Genomic DNA, 26,580 nt, shown 5'->3' with positions numbered 1-26,580 from the left:
TCAATAATGGATTTCATACCGCTTTGGCACTCAAGTAGTTGTGACCTGCATCAGTCACCCGAGTTCAGCGGCAAGGCTGTTGGCGACTCCGCAGCTGCACCATAATGCTCCTCTAAATAGGTATCGTGCAAAGGTAAGGTTTTTACCATATTGAAAATGGCCGAGCGCGCCAATTTCAAGGTTTTGCTAATTCGACCATAATCGAGATTATCTACATGCGGACTGTATTTTAATGGGCGAATCCCCATCCCCTCAAACACCGACTGCCAGCTGCTCGCGCGAAACAACTCATCATTATCTTCGCGCAAAATTCCGTGCCCCTTAAATAATTCAATACGCTCACGCAGGGATTCGGGCAGCACCAGAGTTTTACACCAGCGCCAAAACTCGCTGTCATCGCGCTCACTGGTGCAATAATGCAGCAGAATAAAATCGCGCACCTCTTCGTAGTCTGCGTGCATGCGGCGATTGTACTCGCGCCGCAAGCTGGGCTCGCATTCTACATCCGGAAAAAAACGCAAAAAGAAATCCATGCCGCGCGCGATCAAGTGAATCGCGGTGGACTCAAGCGGCTCGATAAATCCACCTGACAAACCCAGCGCCAGACAATTATCTTTCCACAATTCCGCCCGCCGCCCGGTAGCAAACTGGATCACTCGCGGCTCACTTATACGCGGGGCATCCAAATGTTTTAGCAATGTATTTTTAGCTTCAGCATCGGTGCAAAATTGACTCGAATAAACATAGCCATGCCCCGTGCCATTGCGCAACGGGATACGCCAAGCCCAACCGGATTTACGCGCCGTCGCCGTGGTATAGGGCATGCGCGAACCCGCCACCTGGGTTTTAACCACTATGGCGCGATCGCAGGGCAAATAGCTCGACCAATCTTCAAACTCAACACCAAGTGCCTTTTCGACCAGCTGCGCACTAAAACCCGAGCAGTCAATAAAAAAGTCGCCGTGAATGCTGCGCCCATCCGACAATTCAAGCGCATCGATAAAACCATTATCCTTGCGCAGCACCTGCACACAATTGCCCTCGCTGCGCACCACACCGCGCGCCTCAGCGTAGCGGCGCAGATAAGCAGCGACCAGCTTGGCATCCAGATGCACTGCATAACTGGCGCCGCCTATCGGCGTATTCATCGCTTGCATGGGAGGAAAAAAACGCTCCTGCGCCGCCATCACCGCACATGGCGAAAAATCCTGCAAATCATACTGCTCCCCGGCCATAGTCGCCTTGAGCCAGCACTGATAAAAATCTTGCGCGTCGATGCGCTTACCCAGTGCGCCATAGGGGTGAAAATAAGATTGATTTTTGGTGCGCCAATCGACGAACTTAATCCCCAGCTTATAACAGGCCTGAGTCTCACGGATAAACTCGGCTTCATCGATACCCAAGCGGTTAATCAGGCGCACCACCGGTGGAATAGTGGATTCACCAACGCCAACCGAGCTTATTTCATCTGACTCGATCAACTCGATCTCGCACCGCTCGCGCTTGAAATGAGCTGCCAGCATCGAGGCTGCAATCCAGCCGGATGTGCCGCCACCGAGGATGACAATTTTTTTAAGGGGGTTCATACCTGTACCCATCGCCACATGGCATTCAATTATTACCAACCTTGCAGCGGCAGCATGGTCTGCTCAACCGCTTCCTGCTCAGTAGTGAAATTCCAGTAGTCGCCACTACAAGTCTGGATTGCCTTGCGCAGCACATCAATCGCCTTGTGGCGCGGAAAACTTGCACGCCATGCCAACCCCAACTTGCGCTGTCCACCCACCAGCGGACGAGCGACCAATCGATTAGCCGCACACAAGCCCGATTCTGCCGCTGAACGCGGCAACACACTCACCCCCAACCCTGCCGCCACCATACAGCGCAGGGTTTCAAGGCTATTTCCTTCAGCCCTGTGGCGCGCCGACTGTTCATCGCGCCATTCAGGATGCAATGCCAAGATTTGCTCGCGCAGGCAATGCCCCGCTCCCGGCAACAGTAAATTGGCGCTTGCGATATCCGCAGGGGCAACTTCCTGCTTGCGCGCCAGCGGATGCGACTGCGGCATAACTACCACTAGCGGCTCATCAAATAATTCTTGGGTCACTACATCCGGCTCACTAAACGGCAGCGACACCACAATCGCATCCAGCACGCCATCGCGAAGTTTTTTGCGCAAACTCTCGGCGTAATCTTCCTGCACATAGAGCGGCATATTGGGCGCTTGCTGCCTCAGGCGCGGAATAAGCTGTGGCAGCAAATAGGGCCCCAGAGTAAAAATTGCGCCCACCACCAAAGGACCAGTCAACTGATCTCTTCCCGCCTCAGCCAAGGATTTAATCACTGCCGCATTCGCCAGTAACAGTCTCGCTTGGGCGACAATTTTGTTGCCCAAAAGGGTGGTGCGGACGCTGGTTTTGCTGCGCTCAAATAGCACCACTCCCAACTCCTCCTCTAGCTTGCGCACAGCAATACTGAGGGTGGGCTGACTTACATGGCAGCGCTCAGCGGTTCGGCCAAAATGCTGCTCTTCAGCAAGCACAACGATATAGCGCAATTCAGTCAGGGTCATGGAAAACTCAGTCCAATGTGATGACACCTAGTGTGCCCGCCTACCCCATCCTGGGTAAAGCCAGCCCCCAACAACATACCCCTCTGTCGACAAACCTTACACAAATCCCCAGCACAATCTAAGATGCGAACCGGATCACAATGAAAATCAAATGGTTACAATCATGGCGCAAAAATTGCCTTAGATGCCGCTGCAGTACCCATCACCACTCACTAATGGACTCTACTATCATGCTATCTATCAAATCGCTTATTGCAGGACTCGCATTGAGCACCGGTTTCGCTATGAATGCGTTTGCCGTACCGGTCACCATCAACCTGGCGCCCAACACCGCCGGTTATACTAATTCGTTTAGCTACACATCAACAGAAGCCAATGTCGTTGTCACGGGATGGTCCAACAAATCCACAGGTGATAAAGCCATCGCACAAGATCAAATTGCACGATGGTCTGGTTCAGGCATTGGTGTTGAGAACCAAAACAGCCCGCAACACTCAGTCGATAACTCCAATGGCGACTACGACGCACTCCTGTTCTCCTTCAACAAAGTTGTTGATGTGAGCGGCCTGGGCATTGGCTGGTACAAAACCGATGCCGATGTATCTGTATTAGCTTACACAGGCGCAGCCCCTTTCTCTGGCGGCCTCACCGGCTTTGGCAGCAACTGGGCAGCACTGCTCAGCAGTGGCTGGAGCGTGGTTGGCAACTACAATCGCAACGGCGTAGGTACTTTTGCAGTTAACCCTGCCGATGTGAAAGCGCAATATTGGCTGGTTGGCGCATACAACCGTGCTTTTGGTGGAACACTTTCGCAAAACAATGATTATTTCAAACTTAAGTCCATCACCTTTGAAGCCGTTAAGGTTCCAGAGTCAGGCTCTGTGATGCTGTTTGCGCTGGGCTTACTTGGCTTGATCGCTACACGCCGTCGCACTGTCTAGTTCTCACTGTGAATTAGACCACCCCAAAAAGGGCGCTCTCAGCGCCCTTTTTTATTGCCTATAAATTTGTATCGCTTATGATGGCGCCGGTTTAAAAAAAGATAAGAAGAAACCGGGACAACAATAACTCCCCTATCAGCGAGGCAAAATATGTATAAACGAATCGCTTTATCCTTTGCTCTGGTCTGCGCATCCCTCTGCACCACCCTTAGCGCCCAGGCACAACAATTTAACGTTTTACTCTTCACCAAAACCAGTGGCTGGCATCATGAGTCGGTTAATGAAGGGGTTACCGCCATGCGCGCTATGGCCCTGCGCCACCACTTCAATATCGATTGGCATGAAGACGCGAGTATTTTCAACGATGAAAAACTCAAAAATTACCAAGCCGTCATTTTTCTGTTAACCACCGGCGATATCCTCAACGATGAACAACAAGCCGCGATGGAGCGTTTTATCCGTTCCGGCAAAGGTTTTGTTGGCATTCACAGCGCATCGGATACCGAATACGACTGGGACTGGTACACCAAAATGGTGGGGCGCACCTTTCATATTCATCCTGTTATTCAAACTGCCGAACTCACCGTCACCAATCGCAAATTTCCCGGTGTAGAACGCATGCCAGAGCGGTTTTTGTGGACAGATGAGTGGTACGAATTTGGTGCCGAGCGCATCAAAGGTTTGAATTATATTTTGACAGTCGATGAACAAACCTACGACCCAAAAGTCAGCTGGGGCGATAAAAAAGGTGAAGGCATGGGCAAATTTCACCCCATCGCTTGGTACCACGACTACGATGGCGGCCGCGCATTTTACACTGCGCTTGGGCACCTGCCAGCGACCTACAGCGACTCACTGTTTCTTGAGCACATCTACGGTGGACTTTATTGGGCAGCAACCGGTAAAGGTTTGCGCAAAAAATAATTCCTGACAACAACTTCAAATATAACAACAGACATCATGAACAATTCCTTAAAGAACGTCTTAAAGACCTACGCACGATTTATTTATCCCGCCGTTATTTTGCTTATTTCACTGGGGGTTTATTTTCCCTATTACGGCACACCGCAAGCCATGTTTTGGGATGAAAACTATCACGTTGCCTCCGCACAGAAACACATTGACGGTGTGATGTATATGGAGCCACATCCGCCGCTGGGCAAACAGCTCATGGCCATCGGCGAAGTTCTATTTGGCGGCAATGAAAAAGTTAACAAAAGCAAATTGCTGGAGACCGATTACCTCACGGGTGATAACGCACCGCCAGAGATGACCTACAAAGGTTTTCGCTGGCCGTCAGTGGTGATGATGGCGTTCTCGGTATTATTTTTTTACGGCATTATCAATTGCATCACCCAGCGCGCATGGCTCGCTGCCGCGTTCACCAGCATGGTGATTTTTGACAACGCTTTGGTCATTCACTCACGCGCAGCCATGCTAGAAGGCATTCAACTCTTTTTTGTGCTCGGTGCACTGTATTATTTTGTGCGCACCGCTACGCAATTTACCCTGCATCAAAAAGCAATCCAGCTGAAACACTATGTCATTCTCGGCGTGCTGATCGGTTTGGCGATTGCTGTAAAAGTGAATGCTTTTATTTTGCTGCTGCTGTTTGCAATGCTGTTTGGCATAGATCAATGGAGCGCAATTAAACAATGGGATTGGAAAGCATTACTTAAACGTCTCGCCACCACCGTACCCTCAGGTGTAATTCCGGTTGCCGCGGTATTTTTTGCCGTCTTTTATGTTCATATCGGCATGGGCACACAGGTGTATCAAGATCGCACCTACAAAGCCTCGCCCGAATACCTCAATCAAATTCGCATGGGCAACACTTGGTCACTCAAAACATTTTCACTCGGCATGCGCGACAACTGGAAATACATGTCTGAATACGCCGATGGCGTACCGCGCTTGGATGTGTGCAAAGCCGATGAAAACGGCAGCTACGCCATGAACTGGCCACTGAGCAGTAAAACTATCAGTTACCGCTGGGATAGAGACACAGTTGATGGCAAAACCATTACCAAATACAAATATCTGATCGGCAACCCGATTGTGTGGTTCTCAGTGGTCGCGGGTATCATTTTATCTTCCGGTTTAATTATTGGCCGCTTTATTTACAACAACCCGATTAAAGATGAAAAACTCTTCTATTGGATTTGCGCATTCACCGGCTTATATATCAGCTACATGATTGCGATATTGCAAATCGAGCGGGTGATGTATCTCTACCACTACCTGGTGCCACTCCTGTTCGGCGCAGTCAATCTCGCACTTATTTTTAATTATATTTATCGCGATGAAGTGCTCGCCAATAATAAACACACCATTATCAACGCCGGCCTGTTTGCGCTGTTGGTCATCGCCGTATTTGCGTTCTTCTCACCCTTCACATATGGCCTGGGGTTAACCGAGGATCAATTTGAGTTACGCAATTGGTTTAGCTTCTGGAAATTACAGGTGGTGAGATAATCATGAACATGCAGAACTTTTTAAATAAAAACAGTATTTTCACTGCGCTTATCGCACTAACTGTGATTCTCATCTTAGTGCGCATCACGCCAGTCACTGTCGATCCGGTAGTAAAACTGGTGATCAGTAAAAACCGCGTCAGTATTGGCAACATCTATCAGCAGCGTGATATTGAATTCACCCGCGAAGTGATGGTCGACAACCTAAACCTGCTCGACAAAAGTCGTTTCAGCCATCCAAAACTCGGCAATATCGCAACCTATAGCGATGATTTTTTTGTCGATGTCGATCATAAAATCTCAGTCAAACAAGCAGACACCTATCGCTTTTTGATGGGCAGTGATGACGGTTTTTCGTTAAGTATCGACGGCAAACTAGTGTGCGAACATCTGGGCGACCGCCCATACACAGTGCAACCCTGTTTAATCTTTTTAAACGAAGGCGATCACCAAGTACACATCTCCTACTTCCAAGGCTTCGGCAACTCCGGCTTCACCGTTGAATTCGCACGTGGCGATGAAAAACCCCGCTATTTTGGTGAAGATTCCAAGAGTGTAAAGTTTTAAATTTTCCAAGCATGTCGCCTGATGATTAACGCCCGCCGATGCGGGCGTTTTTTATTCCAGCCGAAGCGACAGCGCAGATTTATTGCAACAGGTACGGTCGCAACACCCCAATGGTTATGTCGTGTAATTGACACATACAAACAGCTATCGTAGTGTCCATTGAATCCAGCAACAAGACCGCCAGGTTTTGTAGGGCGAGTTTAGCGAAGCAAGCCGCCGGAAGTCGTAGTTATGCCCAAAGCGTAAGTTGAATTTAGCATTGAAGATAATTTATTTTTTTATGGGGTGGTTATAAGTGATGCGAGAAGCTTCTTTTTTTGGCTGCAACAAAATAGCAGACACAACTGTTGCTAAATACAATCACTTAACCCAAACCATCCATTTAGATAGCGTAACTGCCGACCAAGTTGTCAGGTTTGACAAGGCGCTAAAAGATCCCACAAATTTTGACTACCAAATTTTTCAAGGCATTGAAGAAATAGTTAGACCTTTGGTGCACGAATTACGTCACTGGACTGACATGAACTGTTCAATTAAGGGAATAATGACAATTAGCAAAATTTTTGAATTGCAGAAATCTCTGAGGATGGATATGCCTTATGTCTGGCAGCTAAAAAAAGATTTGAGTCTTGGTATGTTTATTGAAAAAGGAGAATATTTGAAGCAACCATGGACGCATAGCTTTTCGATAAGCAGACCTTTGCATCATGATTTTGATGAGCATCTATCTGTTTGCTTTCACCATCCAAGTGACGAGACTAAAATTCATTTTAAAACACCTATATATTTAGGCTCAATACTAGAATGTTGTGCTGTTTTTCAGGAGCTGCGAGATGTAGTCCCTATGCTCACAAATACGGAGATTTGGCCATTAGAAAAGCATTCTCTTAAAAAGAAGACTATTGATTTTGTATATAACCCCGATTTCCCTGAATACCATGCTATTGCTCATGCGTATGCGTCAGCTTCACAAATAACCGACGTGGCGGAGGCATACGAGCTTGCCGCTTCGATTTGTTTTCTACTTCTTCATATGCCAAACGACATGTTGAGAGAAAGTATCGATAGCGCGGTATATTTGACTCGTAAGCAAGGGCATTTACTTCCGCCAACTTCGCTTGCGAGCAGTTGGCCAAGAGAGTTTCTATTGCTTTATGCAATGCAAAAAATTAGGTTTCTTGCAAGACGAAATGAGTTAGACCTTAGTTCTGATTTTATATTTGATTTACTTCCTACATGGAAGAAGTCAAAAAGTCATTTCTTTGCTCGAAGTCATGAGGAGTATTGCAAAATTGCATGTAGCGCAAAGAATTGTGGCGTTGCTTACTTTGAGATGGCTCTACCTGCCTTAATTGAAAATAATGAAAAAATGCTGGGCAAAAGAGAATTGACTCCAACCATTTTAGACCTGAAGCGCCCCCCTATGTTTTGTGGTGACTTTATCGTTCAGGGAGCATCAGAGTTCAACGGTTTAGAGGATCATTTTTATGATGTCCCTGAGCTTGAAATGACAAAAATTCTAGAGATTCAAAGAAATCCAATAGGGCTATATCCATAGCCTATGATCTTTGTACCAGGGGCAGACCATCACGACCCACATCAAATGCCAGCGTCTGAAAATGGCCGAACTGCGAAGTTCGGCGGCCTGACTCTAAAACGTCAGCGGATTTAATCGTGAAGCGAGCCCATCTCGGAGCCGTGTAATTTTGCTGCCGGACATACCCAATCCTCATATCCTGTACTTGCAGCAGCGTCTTTATACAAAAAATATCGCTCTGATGGCGAGCCATTGCGAATAGCAGTCCAGGCGATATAAGCATTGCTGGAGGGTTCGAGCTTTTCAGTCAACATAGCATCCAGTTTTTGACGCTCAATCTTCACTTGTCAAAGACGAAAAATCTGCGGATTCTGTCACCATTGTCAACTGCTCGCAAAACAAATCGAAATCCGTTTTTGCGGCGACAATCTGTTTATTTTCGTCTGCTGAGCAAGCGGACAACACCAGTAAAAGAAGTACGCTCTGGCACAGATACCTCATCATTCCCTTATAGCCTCTCAATCAAATTCACAGCTAAACTCTTAAACAGATGCAGGTAAGAAAAACTAATATTTATAATAATTCAATAATCGAAACTAACTTCACCTCATTTTCTTCTCGCTTAAAAACAGCAAATCCGCCCACTAAAATATCATCTATTACTTGAGCTTCCACATAGATCCAACACCCAGACACTGCGTTTAAAATAATTGAACTACCCTCAACTGCCTCAGGCAATGGCGCAATTGTTTCTTTCAACAACGCCATCCATTGACCAAAATGTAAATCACAAGCTGCAACAGGAAATGTGTAGCGAGACAAGCCTTTAACATTTTTTATTGGCAAGCCAGGAAACAACACTTTCACGCTAAACGGGGTCTGCCCTTTAATTGGAAACGCCATGTCACTTGTCACAACGGATGCAGAAAACTTTTCGTTCAACTCAGCTCCTCGCCCACCAAGATTTCCTGATGTGAATTTTCTAATAAGCAGCACCCCCCCCGAATCCACAATATTTTTAAATCCCGAAACATCATCACTAGATACTGAGCCAGAGAAAGATATAACAGCACGCTCAAGTGAAACCTCCACTTCGGCGTTACTCACTTCTGCACTACAAGCACCACAGTGCATGGAAAACAAGATCAAAAAAAACAAACGAATAATCATATTAACTTCCATGAATCCATAATTGATATTAATGTTTTGGCATAATTAGGATCTGTCGCATAGCCTGCTTTTTGCAACCCCTCCGCCCATACTCTCGAATCCGTGCTATTAAAAAGAGATTTGTATCTTATATTTCGCTTAAGGAACGTCGTCCTCCCTGCAATAGACTCAGAAAAACTATTGTAAGCCTGAAATTTATCAATAATTTTTATTCTCTCACCGCCAATTACCTCATGCGTATAAACACTTACTGAACCAGCAGTTCCAACCCCCTTAATTCCAAATAAATTATAACTATATTTTTTTGTCTTAATATCTGTAGGCACAGACTTTCCGTAACCTGTCTCTAAAATAGCTTGCGCTGCAGTTACTGCAGCAGGAACGCCCGAAATCGAAGACTCTTTTTGTGCAGCCTCATATACCTTCCGAACAAAATCCTCTTTAGAAAGCGATCTAAAATCAACATTTTCAGATGATTCACTTTTTACAAAAAGGTCAAATTTTTTATTATCCGACTGACGAACCGAGCCAGATAACAAGCTATTCGGCACAGCCATTAAATCAACCTTACTTTCTAATGAGGAAGCTCTTTGCTTAACCGATAAAATTATTGAATTTAATTTTGCGAGGGTTTTACCGCCAGGATCAATGCGACCATCCGGCACTAACAACCGCACCGAAACTTGTTGAAATCGACGAATCGCTGCTTTGGTATTTTTCCCTGCAACACCATCTTCTTTGAGCGAAATAAGCGGAGATAATAAATTACATCGAATAACACAATTAAGTGATTTTTGAATAGCTAAAACATCTGACCTTTGATTTTTCCCACCTTCCCCAACCGAACACACTATACGCACAGCACTCATTTCCACCCCTTATGATTACTACCATGTTGACGTTATTAATCCTTTTAGCCAATCCTATATGGCCAAATCTAAAAACAAAAATACAGAACCACAACTATACACAAATAAAACTCATATTTTCTTGCATTCAGTTCACAACAAACGAACATGGCACTTAATTCTTAAACCAAAAAAGCAATGGCTATCACCCCAAACAGTAATAGCCAGTCGCCAAAAAAAACTAAGGCAACAAATCAATCTCCCGTTGCGCAGCTTCTGCACTTGCATGCAGTTGTGATTTTCCTTTGCGCAACCGCCGCTCACCCAGCAGCAACACAATCGGCGCAGCAATTAAAATTGATGAGCTGGTGCCGATGACTATGCCGAACAACATGGGCAATGAAAAACTCGATACAGCGCTGCCGCCTGCAATTGCCATGGGTAAGAGGGCGAGGAATGTGGTGACGGAAGTAAACACCGTGCGTGTTAAGGTGGAGGTGATGCTTTCATTGAGCAATTGCACGAAGGGTTTATCGGGCGATAGGCGTAAGTTTTCGCGGATGCGATCAAACACCACCACTTTGTCATTCACCGAATAACCAATTAACGCGAGCAATGCAGCTACGGCAGTGAGATTAAACTCCACGCCGGCGAGCGCAAAAAAACCGATAGTTTTAGTTAAATCCAGCGCGAGCGTGATTGTGGCGGCAAGTGCAAAATGGGATTCAAACCTCAGCCACAAATAACCCAACATGCCCAAGCCTGCCAAAATAATTGCAAGAATTGTGGCATCGCCAAAATCGCCACTCACTCTTGGCCCAACCATTTCTATCCGTGGGAATTCTGCATCGGGCGAGATGGCTAGCACCGCGCTTTTAACCGCTTGTACACTCGCGCCGTTGGCGACATCTTCGGCTGATTGCATCGGCATGCGCATTAGGTAATGTCCTTGCGCGCCAAATTCCTGAATCGCCATAGGCACAGTATTTTGCTCGGTAAATACGTTGCGTAACTGCGCGATGTTAGTCGCGGGTGCGTTGACTTCAATCACCGTACCGCCGCTAAAATCGACACCGTAATCCAAACCTGGACTGAGAAACAAAAATACTGAAGCGAGCGACAATACAGCAGATGCGATCAAACCAAAAAAGCGCGCGCGCAAAAACGGAATGGTATTTTCACTGATGCGATCCAGCAATTTAATACCGGAAATATTGAGCGACTGTTTACCCAATTTTTCTACACGCCACTCCATCACCAAGCGGGTAAAGGATATCGCAGTAAACATAGAAATTAATAAACCCACCGCCATAGTCACCGCAAAACCGCGCACTGGGCCGCTACCAAATAAAAACAATAAGCTGATGGCGATTAGCGAGGTGATATTGGAATCGAGAATGGTGCTGTAGGCGCGTTGGAATCCGGCGTGCAGTGCAGCATTTGCGTTTTCTCCGCGCCGCGTTTCTTCGCGAATACGTTCATTAATTAAAATATTCGCATCCACCGCCATGCCGATACTTAAAATAAAACCGGCGATACCCGGCAGTGTCAGTGTCGCGCCCAATAAACTCAACACACCAAAACTCAAACCTATATTGATCGCTAACCCCGTACAGGCAATTAAGCCCCAGCGACCATAAATTCCCACCATAAATGCGAGTACTAATAATGCGCCGACAATGCCGGTGCTAATGCCCATTGCAATCGCATCGCTACCCAAATCCGGCCCCACCGTTCGCTCTTCAATCACATTTAAGGGTGCAGGCAAGGCACCCGCGCGCAACAGTAACGCCAAATCATTTGCGCTCGCACTGGTAAACGAGCCACTGATTTCGCCGCTGCCGCCTTGAATGGCACTGCGAATTACTGGCGCGGTGACGACTTTGTCATCCAACACAATAGCAAGCACGCGGCCAACATTGCGTTTGGTCATATCGCCAAAACGGCGCGCGCCTTCGTTGTCTAATTTAAAATTAACAACCGGTTCGCCGGTTTCCTAATTAAATGCCAAACGCGCATCGCTAATATGTTTTCCCTCTAACGCGATTCGCTCTTCCAATTGATAGCGCGCGCCGGGCGTATCACCCTGCACAGAAATGATTTTCCCCAACAGCGCCGACTTATCATTCGCTGCCCAATGAAACGTCATGCGCGCGGTAGTACCCAATAACTCGCGGATATGTTGCGGATCACTCACACCGGGCAGCTGCACTAAAATGCTGTCGCTGCCCTGCCGCGTGATCATCGGCTCCACCATGCCGGTTTCATCCAAGCGGCGGCGCACCACTTCCAAACTTTGCTCCACCGCATCGCGCACGATTTGTTCATGCAGCGCCGGGTTTTTATTCGCGGTTAGCTCGCTGGTATCTACTTCCAACAATAGATGCGAGCCGCCGCGCAAATCCAACCCGAGCGTTAATTGGTTTTGTGCATACCAATCGGGTATTTTTTTTGAAACTGAATCAGGTAATACATTGGGCAGTGCACAGAGCAGCCCAAATAAAATAATCAGGCCATAGACAATCGCCCGCGAAAAAAGTGTTTTCATCGCTAATACTCCACCATGCTTTCTTTTTTACTCACATGAACGAGCAAAAAGGAAAGCAAAAATTAATTGAATTGTGTTTTTTAAAACGGGAGTGATTAAACGATTGGCGGAGCGCGGGAGATATTGAGCGTCTGCAATTGCAGCAAACTGAAATACGGGGAATGAATGATTGGCTTGTGCGTATTCGCCGCTACTAACGGCAGCACAACGATAATTTCACTTGCACCTAATACCCATATTGGCTCGATGGGTTCAGCAGACTTGGGCTGATCTTTATAACGATTAAAAAAGCGTTAGAGCGATAACGAATGTTCGCTGCTAGCATGCAGCGGCATATCCACCGACGCCACACGACCATCGCGTTCGACATCACTGCCGCTATGCTGGAATTGATCGCCAACACTACCCAGCGCCAATAGCCACAAAAACCCAACAGCCAGAATCCCGCTCCATAAGAGCCGGTTAAAGGTTTGCTGTTGCATGGGAGAGTGGATAGGCATAGGTGCCGCCAAGGCTTGAGTTAGGTAAGAGATGGGGCGAGGCTTAGGTGATTCAAGGGAGAGTCGAAAATATACATCCACGCCCCTGACGACTGTCGCAACTGTCACCTGCCATTAATGAGTGCTAGCATATAACCATTACCAACGCATGAGGAACTGACATGCTCGCTCATACACTCAAACAAGACGCGCTGGAAACCCTGCAGAACCTTCCAGACAATGCCGACATTGAAGAGATAATGTATCGCCTTTATGTACTGGAAAATATTCGTCGAGGCCAACAGGATGCCGAGCAGGGTAAAACCACTGATGCCGACCAATTACTACGCGATATTCAAACATGGTGAAGTGGACTGATCACTTAGGAGTGCTGGCTGTTATTCACAAACGCCGAAATTTACAACCCGATGAAATTTCTCGCGAGCAATAGATAATTTTCAACAAGCCAAAGTTTCAGACTCCGTTCGTTGATCATTTAGCTGTCGGCCACTGCTGGGCTTCATGGAGAACACGTAAAATTTCTAAGCAGCTCTCAGCCACATGCTCTCGGTAGATCACAATAAAGGGTAAGCCGTCAATCACCACCTCTCGCGTATTTTTAACGCGGCCTTGACGTCCCGCGCGGGGGTGTTCAGGTAGGACTAAGTGTGTGCGATCGATAATGTTCATCACCACATCGATAGCGATAAGGGGGCTGTTATCTTTAGCAATATGGGCTTCGATCTTTTCCAGATCCATGTCAGCAAGGTCAGTCCATTTGAGCTGCACGTTTGGCCTCCCACTTGGCCTTAATGTCTTTATGGTCGATCAAGCGGCCTTCATCAGCGGCTATTACTCCCTTTTCCACTTCATGGATAAACCATTCCTCACGCGCCACATATTGCTTGATGGCTTCCGCCATAAGCCATGCACGAGGTCTGTTCATCGCTTCAGCCATCTGACCTACGCGGGCTAAGGTTTCGTCATCCAGTCTCACCGAGGTAGCTTTTAAAGACATTGCGGTTCTCCAAGGTTCTCATAGAACCTCAAGTATAGATGATCTGGTTTTCAATGTCTTTCTCATCAAAAAAACACGCATCACGGTACATACAACCCCGGCAGCCTTGCCATATACCCCCCCTCGGAATTTCCGTTTTAACTCTATTTTTGTGCAATCAAAGGGTCACACAATCAAAGCAAATCAAAGGGTCAGACTCCTTGATCTTTTACCCGCTTCGATTTTCGATCACCACCCCGCCCTAATGATTCAATCCTACGATTGGCGGCAGCTTCTATCTGCGCTTTAAATTTAGAACTGCCCAATACCCAAGATTTATTGGTGCACTCCCTTATTTGGTCAAGCGCATCCGCAGGAATAACATCGGCGAACAATTTACGGTATCGAATTATTCTCTGCGCGGTTGTTTCGCCTAATGCCAAGTAGATAGGGTGTGACGTTAATAATCCAATATCCTTACCCATTGCATTTCCTCGGTAGCTCGACCAAACATATTTGCCTGGACTTGCAACCATCTTGGCGCGCACGGGATTCAGTTCGATGTAACGGCTGACGGTAAGGAAATAGGAGTCGCTATCAACCAATGTGGATTTATAACGCCCCTCCCACAAGGTTCCGGTTCTGCGATACGTTAAGTTGATGTATTGGACGTATTTTCTACCCAGCGACTGCATCATGCTTGCACAAGAAGCTGCAGCAGCAGGTGTTACCAGCAAATGCACGTGATTGGTCATTAAAACAAAAGCATGAACCGCCACGCCAAATCGCTCCGCTGATATTTGCAATTGCTGCAAATAAAATGCGTAGTCTTTCTCATCAAAAAAACACGCATCACGGTTGTTACCTCGCTGAATGATGTGATGCGAACAACCCGGCACATATAATCTCGGCAGCCTTGCCATATACATCTCCTTGAAATTAATTTTCACAATATTTTTTACTTTATTACTTTTTGATCAGATTGATCAAGAACAAAAACAGATCAAGGAGTCTGACCCCTTGATCAAAAACAAAACCCAGCAAACGCTGGGTTGGGTTGTACTTTACTACTAAAAACGAACGACTTATTTTTTCAAGGTGTCTGAACTACTTATGATTTCTCCTTCAAATGCTTGTTTAATTTGGTCTTTAGTTAATCTAGCCGTGTTCGATAAATACGAAACCATCATGCCAGCATTCCCAATTTCAAAACATATATCTTCTGGTTGCTTACGAAGATCAAATTTTTCATAATTTTTTTGCCGTTTGTCCATTATTTGTTCTTCGTACAAGGGAATATCCTGATCAAATCTCGTAAAAAAAACAACGTTATACTTATACCAGCCGCTTTCTTTTTGGCTATTTTTGACATCATGGAGCGACGATGATGCCCACAAATACTTGATTACCTCCTTACCTTTTAAATAAACGCCACCAATAACTAATGGAGAAACAATCATTGGTTGTTGGCAAAAATGCGCTTGATGAAACATCCCAGCAGTATGTTGTTTTTGAAAAAGCACCAGGTCTTGTTTTGTGCTAATGTCAACCACCAGAAAATCACCATCAATTCTTTTTTTCACCCAATCACCATCAATATCATCACCGACATACGCGCGTATGTCGCTTTTTTTAACAATATACGCATCGTCAATTTTCATATCAATACTTTTGAATCTGCATCCAAACAGAACGAAAAAGCTACCCCAGAATACTATCTTTAACATTGATCTAATCATTCATTAACTCCTCAATATTTTCCTGCTTGCTGTCGGCACAAATACGAACAAATATCTGCATGTGGCTGGGTTGTAATATCATAATGAAAATCAGCGTATCCTTTCGGCGCGTCATTATAAGAACCTCCAATCCAAGACCAGAAATTTCCACCTCTAAACGAAATGCCAGGATAATCCGAATCGTAATTTATCCACATGCGGGTATTACTCTTAACATTTGCCAAGTTTGGCCGAAACCAACCAACCGGATCCACCGTGATGAGCGTATCCACTGTATGTTTTTTCGCAATAACTCCCATTGCGGTATCCGCACCCCAACTATGTGAAATTACCCTTACCTTTAAGCCTAAGGCATTTTGTGCATCTATCCACTTAGCGAGTTTTCCACCTTGATAGTGTTTGAAAAATTTAAAACCAAACCGGTCAGATATATCTCCCATAAGTGTGTTTTTAGAGTAGTCTCCCGCCCCGCCAACGCCGGCAGTTACCGTTCCGGGATCTGTCACAGAGACTAAATATTTATTACCGTCGAGCTCAACAACACCAAAGTCCTTTCCTCCCAATAAGGTTTCTCGAATATAATCTCTATTCTGCTGATCGCGTGAGATGTTGTTGCCTTTTTCTTGATTTTGTAAGCGCGTTTGCTCGCCCTTGTTACCAGTAACATCAACCTTTTCAACTTCATCTTCATCCTTTTTCTTATCTTTTTTGCAAACTGCAGTATTGTTCCCTGGGCAATAATCGCTCGTGAGGTACCCACTCGGATCCGTAAAACTCAGCGGGTTGTTGAACACATACGAATAGCGGTTATAACTCTGCGAATTATAGGGCGCCTGCACAAACGGGTCGGCGCTCATAAAGCGGCCTAGTTCTGGATCGTACACACGGCCGCTACTCGTCTCATCCATGAGACTCGCCCTGCGGGCCGCCTGCGGCGTTCAAAAATGTTCCTTGCATTTTTGTCATATGGATCAATCCCACCGCATCCAAATGTTCGTGGTCGGTAAACCCTTTTGCGGTAGAGGTTGGGATTAATAAATTATCCAGCGGGCCACTCCATTGGTTGAAGCGGCGCAGCCTCTTCGTGCTACTATTGTGAGCACTGAAACAGAATAAGCCCGCAACAAACCAACCCATCTTTCGAGGTGCAATATGAATGCGAAAGAATCAGCACAACAAGTTATCAGCCAGCTGCCCGAGCAGGCCTCGTGGGGCGACATCATGTACGAGCTTTACGTAAAACAAAAAATTGAGGCTGGCCTGAAGGCCATTGAGGAAGGCCGAACCATACCGCACGACCAAGTCAAAGCACGCATACTTGCAAGACATCAGAAACAGGTATGAAGATTGAATGGGCGGAGCCCGCCGAACTGGATTTGGGCGATATCTATGCATACATTGCCCGCGATGTACCCTTTATGCCGAGCAGTTTGTTGACCGGATTGTTGAAACAGTAGATCTGCTACGCGAGCAACCGTTGATGGGGCGCGAAGTGCCAGAAGCTACGTACAACCCCGGCAGCCTTGCCATATACCTCTCCTTGGAATTTAGATTTTAGGCTTTAAATGCTAGCTCTATTATTGCTGATTATCTATCAACCTACCTTCTTTGATATTTGTTCTAAAAAAAGCCCGAACAGCTTTCACCGCTTGGACTTTGTAACACAAACAAATACTGAGGTTTGTTGTTTTTAGTTAAATATCCAGAAACCTGACCATTTAATCGTGAAAATTTAGGGGATCTCACTACAAGAAAGATAAGCATCAACCGGAAACCACCAACATGTACCAAGAAAAAAAACAAATATAAAATAAAAACATCCCCACGAAATTCTGTGCCCTACTGTTTTGCTTTTTAATGGTAAATTATCAAACTTAGCCTCTATTTGTTGGTACCTTTTACCCCACTTAAAATACAAAACATTCAAAGCAATACTTAATATCAAATAAGACCGACCATTCAACCAGTCGTAACCTTCAGGGAATAACGAAACAACTAAGTAGTTAGGATAACAATTTCCCATTTGTATCAGCATCACAATTAAATAAATTATGCCAATCATAAATGACACAGCGCATGCAGCTGCAAAAGGTGCTATATCACCGAGAGTACCTTCTTTTCTAAAATGTTTTACCCAAGTGTAAAAAAAGAAGTCATATGACCAAATAAAACTATTTTTTTCCATATCACTGCCTCACAGCTTTATAGCCAACAAAGGAAGCTTCAAATGCTTTTTCTAAATCATTGTTGGGAGCCCGGATATACGCGTTAGAATCTTTCTGAGCACCTATAAGTAACTGCATCGCTCCACCCATAATTTGCGGACCGTATTCATCAGTGATGCCCTTTGCGAGCCCAGGCAATCCTAACTTTGGAAACTTCATAGCAGCAACACCTAATGTTGTATTTAAAACAAGTGATACCTTAGCATCATGAACCTGCTTTGATGTACGCGCGTTAGCCAATTTGTTAGTGTCAGCTGCAATCCCTATTAAAGTCCCAGCAACACTTGCCGCTCTTCCCGCATTAGCAAGCCGCTGAGTATTAACGTACCCATTCCCAGTCCAGCCATTTTTGTAAAACCGCCAGTCAAAAGAATTAGTTCTGTGAATACCAATATAACCTCTAGATTTTTCTAATGCGCCACCCCCGGCTCCGACCCACAATCCAACTTGCGACAATAGGTTTCCGTTGGTGCTGGTCGAGTCAGCTTGACTCATCGCATTCTTCAAATCCGCAGCGGGTTATTAAACACATAGGAATAACGGTTATAACTCTGCGAATTATAGGGCGCCTGCACAAACGGATTTCGCCGAAAGTACGCGCAATAATAAACAAGCGCGCAAAAAAAGCGCAGCTAATGCTGCGCCAAGGGTTTTACGCTGACGATGGAGAAAACTTAGAAGGTGTAATTCACCCCCAAATACGCGGTGCGGCCGAACCATTGCAGGGTGCGGGTTAATTGTTCGTCGAACATATAACTTCTGTTGGGTTCGTTGGTGAGGTTGCTGATGGAGAACACCACATCTAAACCGCTATCAAATTTATACGCGGCTTGATAATCCAGCAGGGTTTCCGGGGCATAGATAATCGGTTGCAAATTGATGTTGCGTGTCTCGCCGACAAACGAATCCTGGAAGGTGGTGGATAGGCGGGTTTCAAAACCACCCAAGCTATAAAACAGGGTGAAGTTTGCCGATTTTTCTACCAAACCGGGGAACGGCAGATTGTTGTCGCCTTCAAAACTTTCGACCGGATTTACCACACTGATTTTACTGTCGGTGAGTGAGTAACTCGCACTTACACCTAAACCTTGCCAAATTTCGGGTAGGAAATTAAAGGTTTGGGTATAGGACACTTCCAGCCCGCGAATGAAGCCGCCTTCTTGGTTGTTGATGGAGGTGGCGTAGTTGCCGTTTTGCACTTCTGCTTCAACAAAGTTGCCGCCACCGTCGTTAACAATCCAGGTGTCGGGCATATCAAAACCGGCTGCGCGGAAATCAAAATTTTCGTAGGTGATATCTTGAATAAACGATTTGATTTCACGGTGATAAACCGCCACGACAAATGCACCGTTGTAGTCGGGCATGTAGTGCTCGTACGATAGGTCAACTTGGTCGGCAATAAACGGCGTTAAGAACGGCGAGGTATTGCTACCGTAGTTGAAATACGGGGTGTCACCACGCAGCGAAACCGAACCTTCAGAGTCGGGCGCAGCCAAGCGATTAATAGGCGGGCGCGACAAGACACGCGCCAAGGCCAAACGCAAATAATCATCTTCTGCGAGGCTGTAATTTAAATTAAGCGAGGGCAAGTTGTAGCTGTAAGTTGCGCCTAAATCTTGATAAGAAAAATCGGTTTTGCATTCGCCGACTTCGTCGCAAATTTCGCGCGCGCCTTTTTCTAAATTGCCATTGACGTTAATTAATGCAGTACTCGCCTGTTCGGTTTTTACATGGCGCACACCAATGTTGCCCACCAAATCGCGATTAAATAATGTGGTGGCCAAATTCGCTTGTAAATAAAACGAGGTGACGTTTTCATCGATTTCCGAGCGCTGTTTCATCGACCAATCGCGCCCTTCGCCCCAGCGTGCAGCCGGTTCGATTGAACGCGGTGATGCAACCGGATTTAAATTGCCAGCGGTTACCGCAGGCACTGGGCCTAACACCAAACCATTCTCATAGGCTTGCTGAATAATTTTGTCGCCATCGATCGCGAGGAACGACGGGAAATTAGCAAACTCGCCTTTCCAATTCACTACGTCCGAGGTCGCAGTGGTGATTGGCAACGAGAAATCGGTTTGAATAGTGCCGTTGGCGCCGTCGCCATACACAAATACTTGGCGGCGATCTTTATGATTGCGCTCGGAATAACGCGCGCCCGCTTCTACCGAACTGATCAGCGGCAATTCCAATTCGTATTTCAAATCAAAACGCGCGGCGCTGATCACATCGTCATTAATGCGCGGATAGCGTTCGTAGTTGGTCATGCGCAAATTGCTGACGCCTGCAGCATCGTACTGGGTGTAATCGCGGCTCAGGCTGATGCTGGGGCGATTAATGCCATCGAGCAAATAAGTCATGGATTGATCCGGGTCGCGCTCATAGGCGTCAAACCCGGCAACAGGCGTTGCTTTGGGGCGATACAAATGCGCCCGCACTACGCCATCCGCCTGCACACCCGATGCGTCGGAGTGGGACAAATCGAGCGCGGCGGTCAGTGCATCTTGTTTCCATTTCAGATTCAAACCACCGGATAACAATTCGTTAGTTTGCGTTACATCGTTGCTGTTGATTTGCAAATTAAACGCGGTGGGGTTGGTATCGCCCACTTTGAATTCACCACCGACTACGGCGATATTTTCAAACAACACCAAGTTGCTAATTTCAGCATTTTTTAACGGTTGGATACGGAAGCCGCGCGAGTAACTGTCGGATTCGAACTTGGAGTAAAACAAATCCGATTGCACCGCGAGGTGTTCATTGGGTTCAAACTGAATCGCCGCCATGTAGCCATCGCGCGTCTCTTCACCACCGGTTTGAAACAGTTCAAAGCCATCACTCATAAACACGGCGGCTGGGCGGTTGTCGGTAGGCACGGCGTTGAAATCGCGATCCACTATAGTGGTGTTCAATCGGCTGTTTGGCTCCAGCAAACTATAGGCTTCACCTTCGTAATTATATTGCTCAAAGCGCGTGGCCGAACGCGGTTGCAGCAAGTGGGCATAACCCAGCGCTACACCTAATGTGTCATCGAACAATTTCTTCTGGAAGGATACGGAAAAGCGCTGCCCGATTGGCTCAGCACCGTAAATATCACCGGCTTGATCGTTGTAGCTGCCGCGCACGCCAATAGACACTTTTTGGTCTTCAGTCATTTCCAGCGGGTTGGCGGTTTTCAGCTCTACCGTACCCGCCACACCACCTTCAATCAGCGATGCCTTGGGCGACATATAGACTTCAACCGATTGGATCAGCTCCGAGGGGAATTGGCTGAATTCCATAGCGCGGGTGCCGTTAGGCGATACCTGCTCGCGACCATTCAGGGTGGAAAATACAAACCCTTCACCCATACCGCGCACTTGAATTGTGCCCGCCTGCCCGCCGGAGCGGGTGACGGTGATGCCCGGCACACGGCCCAGGGCATCGGCGATGGATACATCGGGCAAACCGCCGATATCGGCAGCGGAAATTGCCTGCACCACGGTATCGGCATTGCGTTTGGTATCCAGACTATTTTGAATGGAGCGAGCGTAACCCGTCACCATCACTTCTTCGATTTGTACCTCTTTATCCACCTCTGGCGCAGCATCTTGCGCCAGCAGGGCGTGGGACATTGAGGTCATGGCCAGAGCAGACACTACAGCGGCCAGCGGCTTTACAGTAAATGTTTTCATATGCTTTATCTCAGCGTGTTATCTGTTTGCTATCGCTTCAAGCGCCCTCACAGGGAGGGCGCGACCGGTTAATTCAGCGCATCAACGGTGATGGTGATGGCGTTTTGGCTGCTGGTATCCAGCGTGAAGCGGTAGTCACCGGCAGTGGTAATGCTCAGGCCGATATTGTCGTTGGAGCCTTGGGTCAGCTCGGTGGGTTGCCCCAACACCGCCGCGGAACCACCCAGGTTGGGGTTGCTCCAATTAGCCTCTGCCACTTTGAACATGTAATCGCCCGCGGCCATGGTCAGGGTTTGGGTATAAAGCCCTTTACCCACGTAGTTGAGGCGGTTGACGCTGTTGGTATCGCCCCAGCCAGACGAGGACACAGTGCCGCGCAGGTAGACGGGGGTAGCGGCAAACAAGTCTTCGCGATACACCTTGATCGCAGGCGCGGCTGGGTTTCTGGCATCCACTTCAAAGCGATAGTTACCCGCTGTGGCAACGGTCAGCAGCAAGTTGTCGTTGCTGCCTTGCGTCAGGCCGACGTAATCACCCAGTGTCACCGCCGTAGCCGAGCCCAAGTTGACTGTGCTCCAGTCACTCGATGCGACCTTGAACATATAGTCGCCCGGGGTCATGGCCACGCTGATGGCGTAGATACTCTTACCTTCATGGACCAACTTGTTACCGGAATTGGTATCGCCCCAGCCGGACGCCGTGACGGTGCCGCGCAGGTAGACCGAAGTCGCCTTGTAGGTGTCTGGGTCAATCACTTTCAAGGTCGGTGCGCTGGTGCTGGATGACGCATCCAACTCGAAGCGATAAGTGCCAGAGGTGGCAACGTTAATCGCGATATTGTCGTTGCTGCCCTGCGCCAGAGTGATGCTGCCACCCACTTCGATTGGCTGATTGGAGCCCAGGTTTGGGTTGCTCCAATTGGCTTCAGCCACTTTAAAGTTATGGGCGCCAGCAGTGACATTGAGGTACACCGCGTAGATGCCATCACCTTCGTAGGTCATACGGTTGGCTGCGGTGGCATCCCAACCGGCGGCAGACACATCGCCACGCACATAGAGCGCGGTATCGCCATAGGGCACGGCCACACTGGAACCTATAGTCACGTTCGCCGCCAAGCCCATACCCTGTGCACCCGCTTGCGGTTTCACAAAGACAGCGGTGGTGTAGGCAGGCACTGTAAACACACCGTTTTCACCATCGACGGCAAAGCTGGCGTTGCGCACTGTGGCGTCAGCCGAGTTTTGCTGCACTTGATGCAATACAAAACCACTGGCAGTTTTAACCTTGGGCGATTGCGCCGTTGCGGTCGCGTTGACGACCACCACAATGGCATTTACCGCGGCATCCAAATCGGCACGGGCGGTTGCGCTGGTACCGGAAACCGTGCCAACACCGTCATCGATACTCATCACAATCAGACCGGCAACCTGAGTTTTGCCGCCGTCGTGGAAGCCGACGCGATCCATGACCTGCTCAGCGGTTTGCAAGCTGAACAACGGGCTGCCCGAGGCGATTTTGAGGAACTCGTTGAACACTGCAGACGACTTGGCAATATCGGTGGCCATCGGCTTGGTATTGGGGTTGGCAAACAGGGTTTTGACATGCGCATCAGTCACGCCATCGCGCAATTCTGGCGGCAGGCCGACGGCCCAGTTGTTGTTTTGTTTGGTGAAATCCACCGCGTTAAACCAATCGCCCGCGTTGTAGCTATTAGGCGACATGGATTTAGAGCGCAGCAGGTCGCTACCCATTTGGATAAACGGCACACCTTGGCTCAACAGCGGCACTGACAGGGTCAGGCTATCGACCCGCACACGATTGGCGAGCGACATATCGCTAGGCAATGCGCCCGGGCGATGCATCCAGTCCCACAGGGTTTCGTTATCGTGCTTTTCAACGTAGTTGATGGCTTCTTGCGGATCCAAGTTGTAAGCACCCACAGTTGCCGCCTTGATTACCGCACCGGATTTGGTTTTGAGCATAAAGTCTTTCAGGTTGCCCGCCAGACCGGCGCGCACTGCATCCAAACTATCGCCTTTGACCAATGCCATCTGCTGCAGCGGATTGCGCAGGCGGTCATTGAAAGTGCCTATACCCGTACCGGCTAATGCCTCCTGCACTGAGCGCTCAGCAATGCGATCGCCCGAGGAACCACCACCGGGTGTCCAGGCTTCGGCGTAGAAGTAGTTATCTGGGTCAACCGCTTTCACCGCGTTGTAGGCATCGACCAAAACGGATTTCGGCATATAACCAGACTGGTCAAAACGGAAGCCGTCTACTTTGTAGGCCTGTGCCCATTGCACCACAGAGTCAGCCACAAACTTGCCCATCATGCGATGCTCAGTGGCGGTATCTGGACCGGCACCGGTGCCGGTTTCCGGCTCGCCAGTTGCGGGATTGGTGCGATAGTAATAACCGGGCACGACTTTATCGAAGACCGAGTTGGCCGCCTGATTGCCCGATGACACTGTGTGCGGATACACCACATCCATCACCACGCGCAAACCGAGTTGATGCAGCGCCATATTCATTGCGCGCATTTCTTTCACGCGGGTAATGCCGTTAGGATTAGTGGCATAGCTGCCTTCTGGAGCATTGAAATGCTGCGGGTCATAACCCCAGTTGAAACCATCCAAATTGGCGATGGCAGCGATCAAGTTGCGAGCTTTGTCAGATTGCGGATCAAAACTTTCCAACACACTGCGCACAGTGGCACCGTTGCTAACCGAACCGTCGCACACACTGACCGAGGCTTTGTTCGGCACTTTTTGGCAGAGCTCAAAAATGTAGCTGTCCAGATTGACCTGCGCGTTCACATCTTCTTCGATGTTGGAACTGTCGTTGCTCGGCAGCAAATGCATATGAGTTAAACCCGCACCCACTAACTCGCGCAAATGCGCAACCGGCGCGCTATTGGCTTCAGTAAATGCCATGTATTTGCCGCGATACGCCGCCGGCGTGCTTTGGTCATTGATACTAAAATCGCGAATATGGCCTTCATAAATAGTCATGGCTTCTGGCGCGACTACCGTCGGTACGGCGTGGCCATCCCAACCGGCGGGTTTTGCATCTGCATCATCCAAATTCACAAATTGTGAATAGCGGCCATTGCTGGCGAGCGATACGGAATAGGGATCGGTCACTTCCAAACGCTGTACTTTTTTCGCTTGCGCGTTGTAAGTGGTTACACGGAAACGATAAAACTTGCGATCCAATTCCGCGGCAGAACCGGTGTAACTCCAAATACCGGTATTGGCATTCCACTGCATGGCTTTGGAATCCGCCAAGCGCAATGGCTCGCCCGAATAAATACGCAACTCTACATTTTGTGCGGCCGGTGCCCACACCGAAACGCCCACACCATTGGCATAATTCACGCCGAGTTTTGCTTCGTCTGCATCATTAACACCGGCGGTGTACAGTGCATCCAATACCCGTGGCAATTGAATACGGGTTGCGCGACCACGCTCTACACTGACCATCGCCCCACTGCTGTTTTCTTCAAGTGAATCGTAACGGCCAAGAATTAACAGCTCATCTTTTAATGCCGCTTTGATGGTGTCGAGGGAGATGCTCGCCGGTAAATCGTACGCGGTGTAAGAAGCCAAGTGCGGCACCAAGGCCTTCTCTTCATTGGTCATTGGGCGGCCAGCATTGAGCGTCGCCAACAATTGACCACCGGCGATGCTGCCGTTGTCTGCTGCCGTCATACCACCTTCGGTAGAGCGATAAATTTCAACTTTTTTATTTGCCGCAAATTCGCGATTCCAAATGATAGTGCGCGGGCTAATCCAATGGGCTTCCACATCGGTAATGCTCAACAATGGGCGCTTCAAACTGCACACATCGTTAATACAAATCGGCAACGCACTCACGCGGCTGTTGCGCATATTGTCTGAGTTGATAATCACCCAGGCCATGCGCGCGTAATCGCTGTCATCACGTTTAATATTGATTTGTAAATCGTTGGTCTGCGCTGCACCACCGGGCGTTTTAATAATGTAATTGCCGCAAGTGCCTGTAGCGCTAATCGGAATCACAAAATAAGCGCCGTAGTAGGGGTCGTGTCTTACGCCGATGGGGCCATCATCTTTACTCGCCACACCCGGGCCATTGGGCCAAGTGGTCGGAATCGCATAACTGGCACCTTTGCCATCCACCACTGTGCTACCCCAGCCGTTGCCGCAGTCTTGCCACAAATGCAGGTTGTAGCTGGCAAAACTATCCAACTTGGTGTCGCTATCGACATTGACATAAATAACCGCTTCATTGGGGCCAGCAATTTTTTCCGGCACGGGAAAATCTGGCACTACACAAACTGCGCCATTGCGCACTTGGCCTTCGGGGCATGGCGGCGGCACATAGGGCTCGCGCGGCTCACCGCAGGTGCCGTTATCCAACAACACCAAAGGATCGCGGCAGCTGGGAAAATTAGTTTGTTTATTGTCAGTACCGCTGCCACCGCCACAAGCGCTGAGCAGCAACGCGCCAAATGTTAGAGCCAATAGCCCCAACCTCTGCCGTGTTAAAAGATCGCGTGAAATGATCATTGGATTTATCCCCCGGTTAATTATTTTTGAAATGAAAATTGCGCTAAAAAGATGAGATTGGAAAACCAATAAAAAATAAATGGACACCTGTGAGTCTAGTCTATGAGTGCAAAAAATCATCCGCAATTTACATACGTATGCAAAAACTCAGGTTAAAAAAAAGCCCCTTTGCATACGTATGCAAAGGGACGAAAGTGGAATAAAAGTAACACTTTTACAAAAATTCAGAAGAACCAAAAATCACAAAGATATCCGAGTA

The 26,580-nt window shown here is 47.8% G+C and carries 24 protein-coding genes and 1 pseudogene; 8 read left to right on the top strand and 17 right to left on the bottom strand.

Annotation, left to right across the window (positions count from 1 at the left end):
- Window positions 1-50: 50 nt before the first annotated feature.
- A complete protein-coding gene (locus AWU77_RS12155; protein ID WP_062063760.1) occupies window positions 51-1,586 on the bottom strand; it encodes a tryptophan halogenase family protein in 1,536 nt (511 codons plus the stop codon).
- Between the two features lie 32 nt (window positions 1,587-1,618).
- The gene (locus tag AWU77_RS12150) at window positions 1,619-2,572 is read right to left on the bottom strand and encodes a hydrogen peroxide-inducible genes activator (protein WP_062063758.1); all 954 of its coding nucleotides are present in this window, start codon (window positions 2,570-2,572) and stop codon (window positions 1,619-1,621) included.
- Window positions 2,573-2,802: 230 nt separating this feature from the next.
- Here AWU77_RS12150 and xdp1 point away from each other — a divergent pair, with 230 nt between their 5' ends.
- The 5 genes from xdp1 (at window position 2,803) to AWU77_RS12125 (ending at window position 8,112) form a co-directional block, all read left to right on the top strand.
- The gene (gene xdp1, locus AWU77_RS12145; RefSeq protein WP_062063756.1) at window positions 2,803-3,513 is read left to right on the top strand and encodes an exosortase-dependent surface protein XDP1; all 711 of its coding nucleotides are present in this window, start codon (window positions 2,803-2,805) and stop codon (window positions 3,511-3,513) included.
- A 150-nt stretch (window positions 3,514-3,663) separates the two neighbouring features.
- The gene (locus tag AWU77_RS12140) at window positions 3,664-4,437 is read left to right on the top strand and encodes a ThuA domain-containing protein (protein ID WP_062063755.1); all 774 of its coding nucleotides are present in this window, start codon (window positions 3,664-3,666) and stop codon (window positions 4,435-4,437) included.
- Between the two features lie 36 nt (window positions 4,438-4,473).
- Window positions 4,474-5,988, top strand: a complete 1,515-nt coding sequence (locus tag AWU77_RS12135) for a phospholipid carrier-dependent glycosyltransferase (protein ID WP_062063754.1) — start codon at window positions 4,474-4,476, stop codon at window positions 5,986-5,988.
- A 2-nt stretch (window positions 5,989-5,990) separates the two neighbouring features.
- Window positions 5,991-6,554 (top strand): PA14 domain-containing protein, encoded by a 564-nt coding sequence (locus AWU77_RS12130; RefSeq protein WP_238582406.1) that lies wholly within the window; start codon window positions 5,991-5,993, stop codon window positions 6,552-6,554.
- A gap of 295 nt (window positions 6,555-6,849) precedes the next feature.
- The gene (locus AWU77_RS12125; protein ID WP_152625349.1) at window positions 6,850-8,112 is read left to right on the top strand and encodes a hypothetical protein; all 1,263 of its coding nucleotides are present in this window, start codon (window positions 6,850-6,852) and stop codon (window positions 8,110-8,112) included.
- A 110-nt stretch (window positions 8,113-8,222) separates the two neighbouring features.
- Here the strand turns inward: AWU77_RS12125 and AWU77_RS12120 are convergent, their stop codons facing one another.
- The 6 genes and pseudogenes from AWU77_RS12120 to AWU77_RS12100 all read right to left on the bottom strand — a co-directional run bounded on the left by AWU77_RS12120 (window position 8,223) and on the right by AWU77_RS12100 (window position 13,157).
- A complete protein-coding gene (locus AWU77_RS12120) occupies window positions 8,223-8,405 on the bottom strand; it encodes a hypothetical protein (protein WP_152625348.1) in 183 nt (60 codons plus the stop codon).
- Window positions 8,406-8,664: 259 nt separating this feature from the next.
- Window positions 8,665-9,261 carry a hypothetical protein gene (locus AWU77_RS12115; RefSeq protein ID WP_062063750.1) on the bottom strand — a complete coding sequence of 199 codons (597 nt, stop codon included), beginning with the start codon at window positions 9,259-9,261 and terminating at the stop codon, window positions 8,665-8,667.
- Complete coding sequence (locus AWU77_RS12110; protein WP_062063748.1) at window positions 9,258-10,130, bottom strand: glucosaminidase domain-containing protein; 873 nt, start codon at window positions 10,128-10,130, stop codon at window positions 9,258-9,260. Before AWU77_RS12110 ends, AWU77_RS12115 begins: the two co-directional genes overlap by 4 nt.
- A gap of 220 nt (window positions 10,131-10,350) precedes the next feature.
- Window positions 10,351-12,090, bottom strand: a pseudogene (gene secD, locus AWU77_RS12105) (protein translocase subunit SecD); the annotation flags it as partial.
- A gap of 15 nt (window positions 12,091-12,105) precedes the next feature.
- On the bottom strand, window positions 12,106-12,657 hold the full coding sequence (secD, locus tag AWU77_RS20760; RefSeq protein ID WP_238582404.1) for a preprotein translocase subunit SecD: 552 nt from the start codon (window positions 12,655-12,657) through the stop codon (window positions 12,106-12,108).
- 293 nt (window positions 12,658-12,950) lie between these two features.
- A complete protein-coding gene (locus AWU77_RS12100) occupies window positions 12,951-13,157 on the bottom strand; it encodes a hypothetical protein (protein ID WP_062063746.1) in 207 nt (68 codons plus the stop codon).
- 161 nt (window positions 13,158-13,318) lie between these two features.
- Here AWU77_RS12100 and AWU77_RS12095 point away from each other — a divergent pair, with 161 nt between their 5' ends.
- Complete coding sequence (locus AWU77_RS12095) at window positions 13,319-13,504, top strand: hypothetical protein (protein WP_062063744.1); 186 nt, start codon at window positions 13,319-13,321, stop codon at window positions 13,502-13,504.
- Between the two features lie 124 nt (window positions 13,505-13,628).
- Here AWU77_RS12095 and AWU77_RS12090 read toward each other — a convergent pair whose 3' ends face one another.
- From AWU77_RS12090 to AWU77_RS12070, 5 genes are all read right to left on the bottom strand, one after another.
- Complete coding sequence (locus tag AWU77_RS12090; protein ID WP_062063742.1) at window positions 13,629-13,925, bottom strand: type II toxin-antitoxin system RelE/ParE family toxin; 297 nt, start codon at window positions 13,923-13,925, stop codon at window positions 13,629-13,631.
- Window positions 13,906-14,154, bottom strand: coding sequence for a CopG family ribbon-helix-helix protein (locus AWU77_RS12085; protein WP_062063739.1), 249 nt, complete (start codon window positions 14,152-14,154; stop codon window positions 13,906-13,908). Before AWU77_RS12085 ends, AWU77_RS12090 begins: the two co-directional genes overlap by 20 nt.
- A gap of 191 nt (window positions 14,155-14,345) precedes the next feature.
- A complete protein-coding gene (locus AWU77_RS12080; protein ID WP_062063735.1) occupies window positions 14,346-15,056 on the bottom strand; it encodes a transposase in 711 nt (236 codons plus the stop codon).
- 162 nt (window positions 15,057-15,218) lie between these two features.
- Window positions 15,219-15,872 (bottom strand): hypothetical protein, encoded by a 654-nt coding sequence (locus tag AWU77_RS12075; RefSeq protein WP_152625347.1) that lies wholly within the window; start codon window positions 15,870-15,872, stop codon window positions 15,219-15,221.
- Between the two features lie 11 nt (window positions 15,873-15,883).
- A complete protein-coding gene (locus AWU77_RS12070) occupies window positions 15,884-16,780 on the bottom strand; it encodes an RHS repeat-associated core domain-containing protein (RefSeq protein ID WP_062063730.1) in 897 nt (298 codons plus the stop codon).
- 244 nt (window positions 16,781-17,024) lie between these two features.
- Here AWU77_RS12070 and AWU77_RS12060 point away from each other — a divergent pair, with 244 nt between their 5' ends.
- Together AWU77_RS12060 and AWU77_RS20920 are read left to right on the top strand one after the other, a co-directional pair.
- Window positions 17,025-17,216, top strand: coding sequence for a hypothetical protein (locus AWU77_RS12060; protein WP_062063725.1), 192 nt, complete (start codon window positions 17,025-17,027; stop codon window positions 17,214-17,216).
- Window positions 17,213-17,329 (top strand): type II toxin-antitoxin system RelE/ParE family toxin, encoded by a 117-nt coding sequence (locus tag AWU77_RS20920; protein ID WP_193747531.1) that lies wholly within the window; start codon window positions 17,213-17,215, stop codon window positions 17,327-17,329. The genes AWU77_RS12060 and AWU77_RS20920 overlap by 4 nt, the downstream gene beginning before the upstream one ends.
- 275 nt (window positions 17,330-17,604) lie before the next feature.
- Here the strand turns inward: AWU77_RS20920 and AWU77_RS12055 are convergent, their stop codons facing one another.
- From AWU77_RS12055 to AWU77_RS12040, 4 genes are all read right to left on the bottom strand, one after another.
- Entirely contained in the window at window positions 17,605-18,057 is a 453-nt protein-coding gene (locus AWU77_RS12055; RefSeq protein ID WP_062063723.1) for a hypothetical protein, read from the bottom strand.
- A gap of 1 nt (window position 18,058) precedes the next feature.
- Window positions 18,059-18,592, bottom strand: a complete 534-nt coding sequence (locus AWU77_RS12050; protein WP_062063720.1) for a hypothetical protein — start codon at window positions 18,590-18,592, stop codon at window positions 18,059-18,061.
- 179 nt (window positions 18,593-18,771) lie between these two features.
- Window positions 18,772-21,771 (bottom strand): TonB-dependent receptor, encoded by a 3,000-nt coding sequence (locus AWU77_RS12045; protein ID WP_062063717.1) that lies wholly within the window; start codon window positions 21,769-21,771, stop codon window positions 18,772-18,774.
- A 68-nt stretch (window positions 21,772-21,839) separates the two neighbouring features.
- Window positions 21,840-26,276 (bottom strand): alpha-1,6-glucosidase domain-containing protein, encoded by a 4,437-nt coding sequence (locus AWU77_RS12040; protein ID WP_238582402.1) that lies wholly within the window; start codon window positions 26,274-26,276, stop codon window positions 21,840-21,842.
- Window positions 26,277-26,580: the final 304 nt, after the last annotated feature.

Origin of the sequence: Cellvibrio sp. OA-2007, assembly GCF_000953825.1 — a bacterium.
Taxonomy (GTDB): Bacteria; Pseudomonadota; Gammaproteobacteria; order Pseudomonadales; family Cellvibrionaceae; genus Cellvibrio.
The sequence above is the reverse complement of the archived record's forward strand: the minus strand, read 5'-3'. Positions and strand labels throughout refer to the sequence as shown.

Bases quoted from the DNA above. Each gene is read 5' to 3' on its own strand.
- AWU77_RS12155 (WP_062063760.1), bottom strand. From the start codon at position 1,586: ATGAACCCCCTTAAAAAAATTGTCATCCTCGGTGGCGGCACATCCGGC.
- AWU77_RS12150 (WP_062063758.1), bottom strand. From the start codon at position 2,572: ATGACCCTGACTGAATTGCGCTATATCGTTGTGCTTGCTGAAGAGCAG.
- xdp1 (WP_062063756.1), top strand. From the start codon at position 2,803: ATGCTATCTATCAAATCGCTTATTGCAGGACTCGCATTGAGCACCGGT.
- AWU77_RS12140 (WP_062063755.1), top strand. From the start codon at position 3,664: ATGTATAAACGAATCGCTTTATCCTTTGCTCTGGTCTGCGCATCCCTC.
- AWU77_RS12135 (WP_062063754.1), top strand. From the start codon at position 4,474: ATGAACAATTCCTTAAAGAACGTCTTAAAGACCTACGCACGATTTATT.
- AWU77_RS12130 (WP_238582406.1), top strand. From the start codon at position 5,991: ATGAACATGCAGAACTTTTTAAATAAAAACAGTATTTTCACTGCGCTT.
- AWU77_RS12120 (WP_152625348.1), bottom strand. From the start codon at position 8,405: ATGTTGACTGAAAAGCTCGAACCCTCCAGCAATGCTTATATCGCCTGG.
- AWU77_RS12115 (WP_062063750.1), bottom strand. From the start codon at position 9,261: ATGATTATTCGTTTGTTTTTTTTGATCTTGTTTTCCATGCACTGTGGT.
- AWU77_RS12110 (WP_062063748.1), bottom strand. From the start codon at position 10,130: ATGAGTGCTGTGCGTATAGTGTGTTCGGTTGGGGAAGGTGGGAAAAAT.
- secD (WP_238582404.1), bottom strand. From the start codon at position 12,657: ATGAAAACACTTTTTTCGCGGGCGATTGTCTATGGCCTGATTATTTTA.
- AWU77_RS12100 (WP_062063746.1), bottom strand. From the start codon at position 13,157: ATGCCTATCCACTCTCCCATGCAACAGCAAACCTTTAACCGGCTCTTA.
- AWU77_RS12095 (WP_062063744.1), top strand. From the start codon at position 13,319: ATGCTCGCTCATACACTCAAACAAGACGCGCTGGAAACCCTGCAGAAC.
- AWU77_RS12085 (WP_062063739.1), bottom strand. From the start codon at position 14,154: ATGTCTTTAAAAGCTACCTCGGTGAGACTGGATGACGAAACCTTAGCC.
- AWU77_RS12080 (WP_062063735.1), bottom strand. From the start codon at position 15,056: ATGGCAAGGCTGCCGAGATTATATGTGCCGGGTTGTTCGCATCACATC.
- AWU77_RS12075 (WP_152625347.1), bottom strand. From the start codon at position 15,872: ATGATTAGATCAATGTTAAAGATAGTATTCTGGGGTAGCTTTTTCGTT.
- AWU77_RS12070 (WP_062063730.1), bottom strand. From the start codon at position 16,780: ATGGATGAGACGAGTAGCGGCCGTGTGTACGATCCAGAACTAGGCCGC.
- AWU77_RS12060 (WP_062063725.1), top strand. From the start codon at position 17,025: ATGAATGCGAAAGAATCAGCACAACAAGTTATCAGCCAGCTGCCCGAG.
- AWU77_RS20920 (WP_193747531.1), top strand. From the start codon at position 17,213: ATGAAGATTGAATGGGCGGAGCCCGCCGAACTGGATTTGGGCGATATC.
- AWU77_RS12055 (WP_062063723.1), bottom strand. From the start codon at position 18,057: ATGGAAAAAAATAGTTTTATTTGGTCATATGACTTCTTTTTTTACACT.
- AWU77_RS12050 (WP_062063720.1), bottom strand. From the start codon at position 18,592: ATGAGTCAAGCTGACTCGACCAGCACCAACGGAAACCTATTGTCGCAA.
- AWU77_RS12045 (WP_062063717.1), bottom strand. From the start codon at position 21,771: ATGAAAACATTTACTGTAAAGCCGCTGGCCGCTGTAGTGTCTGCTCTG.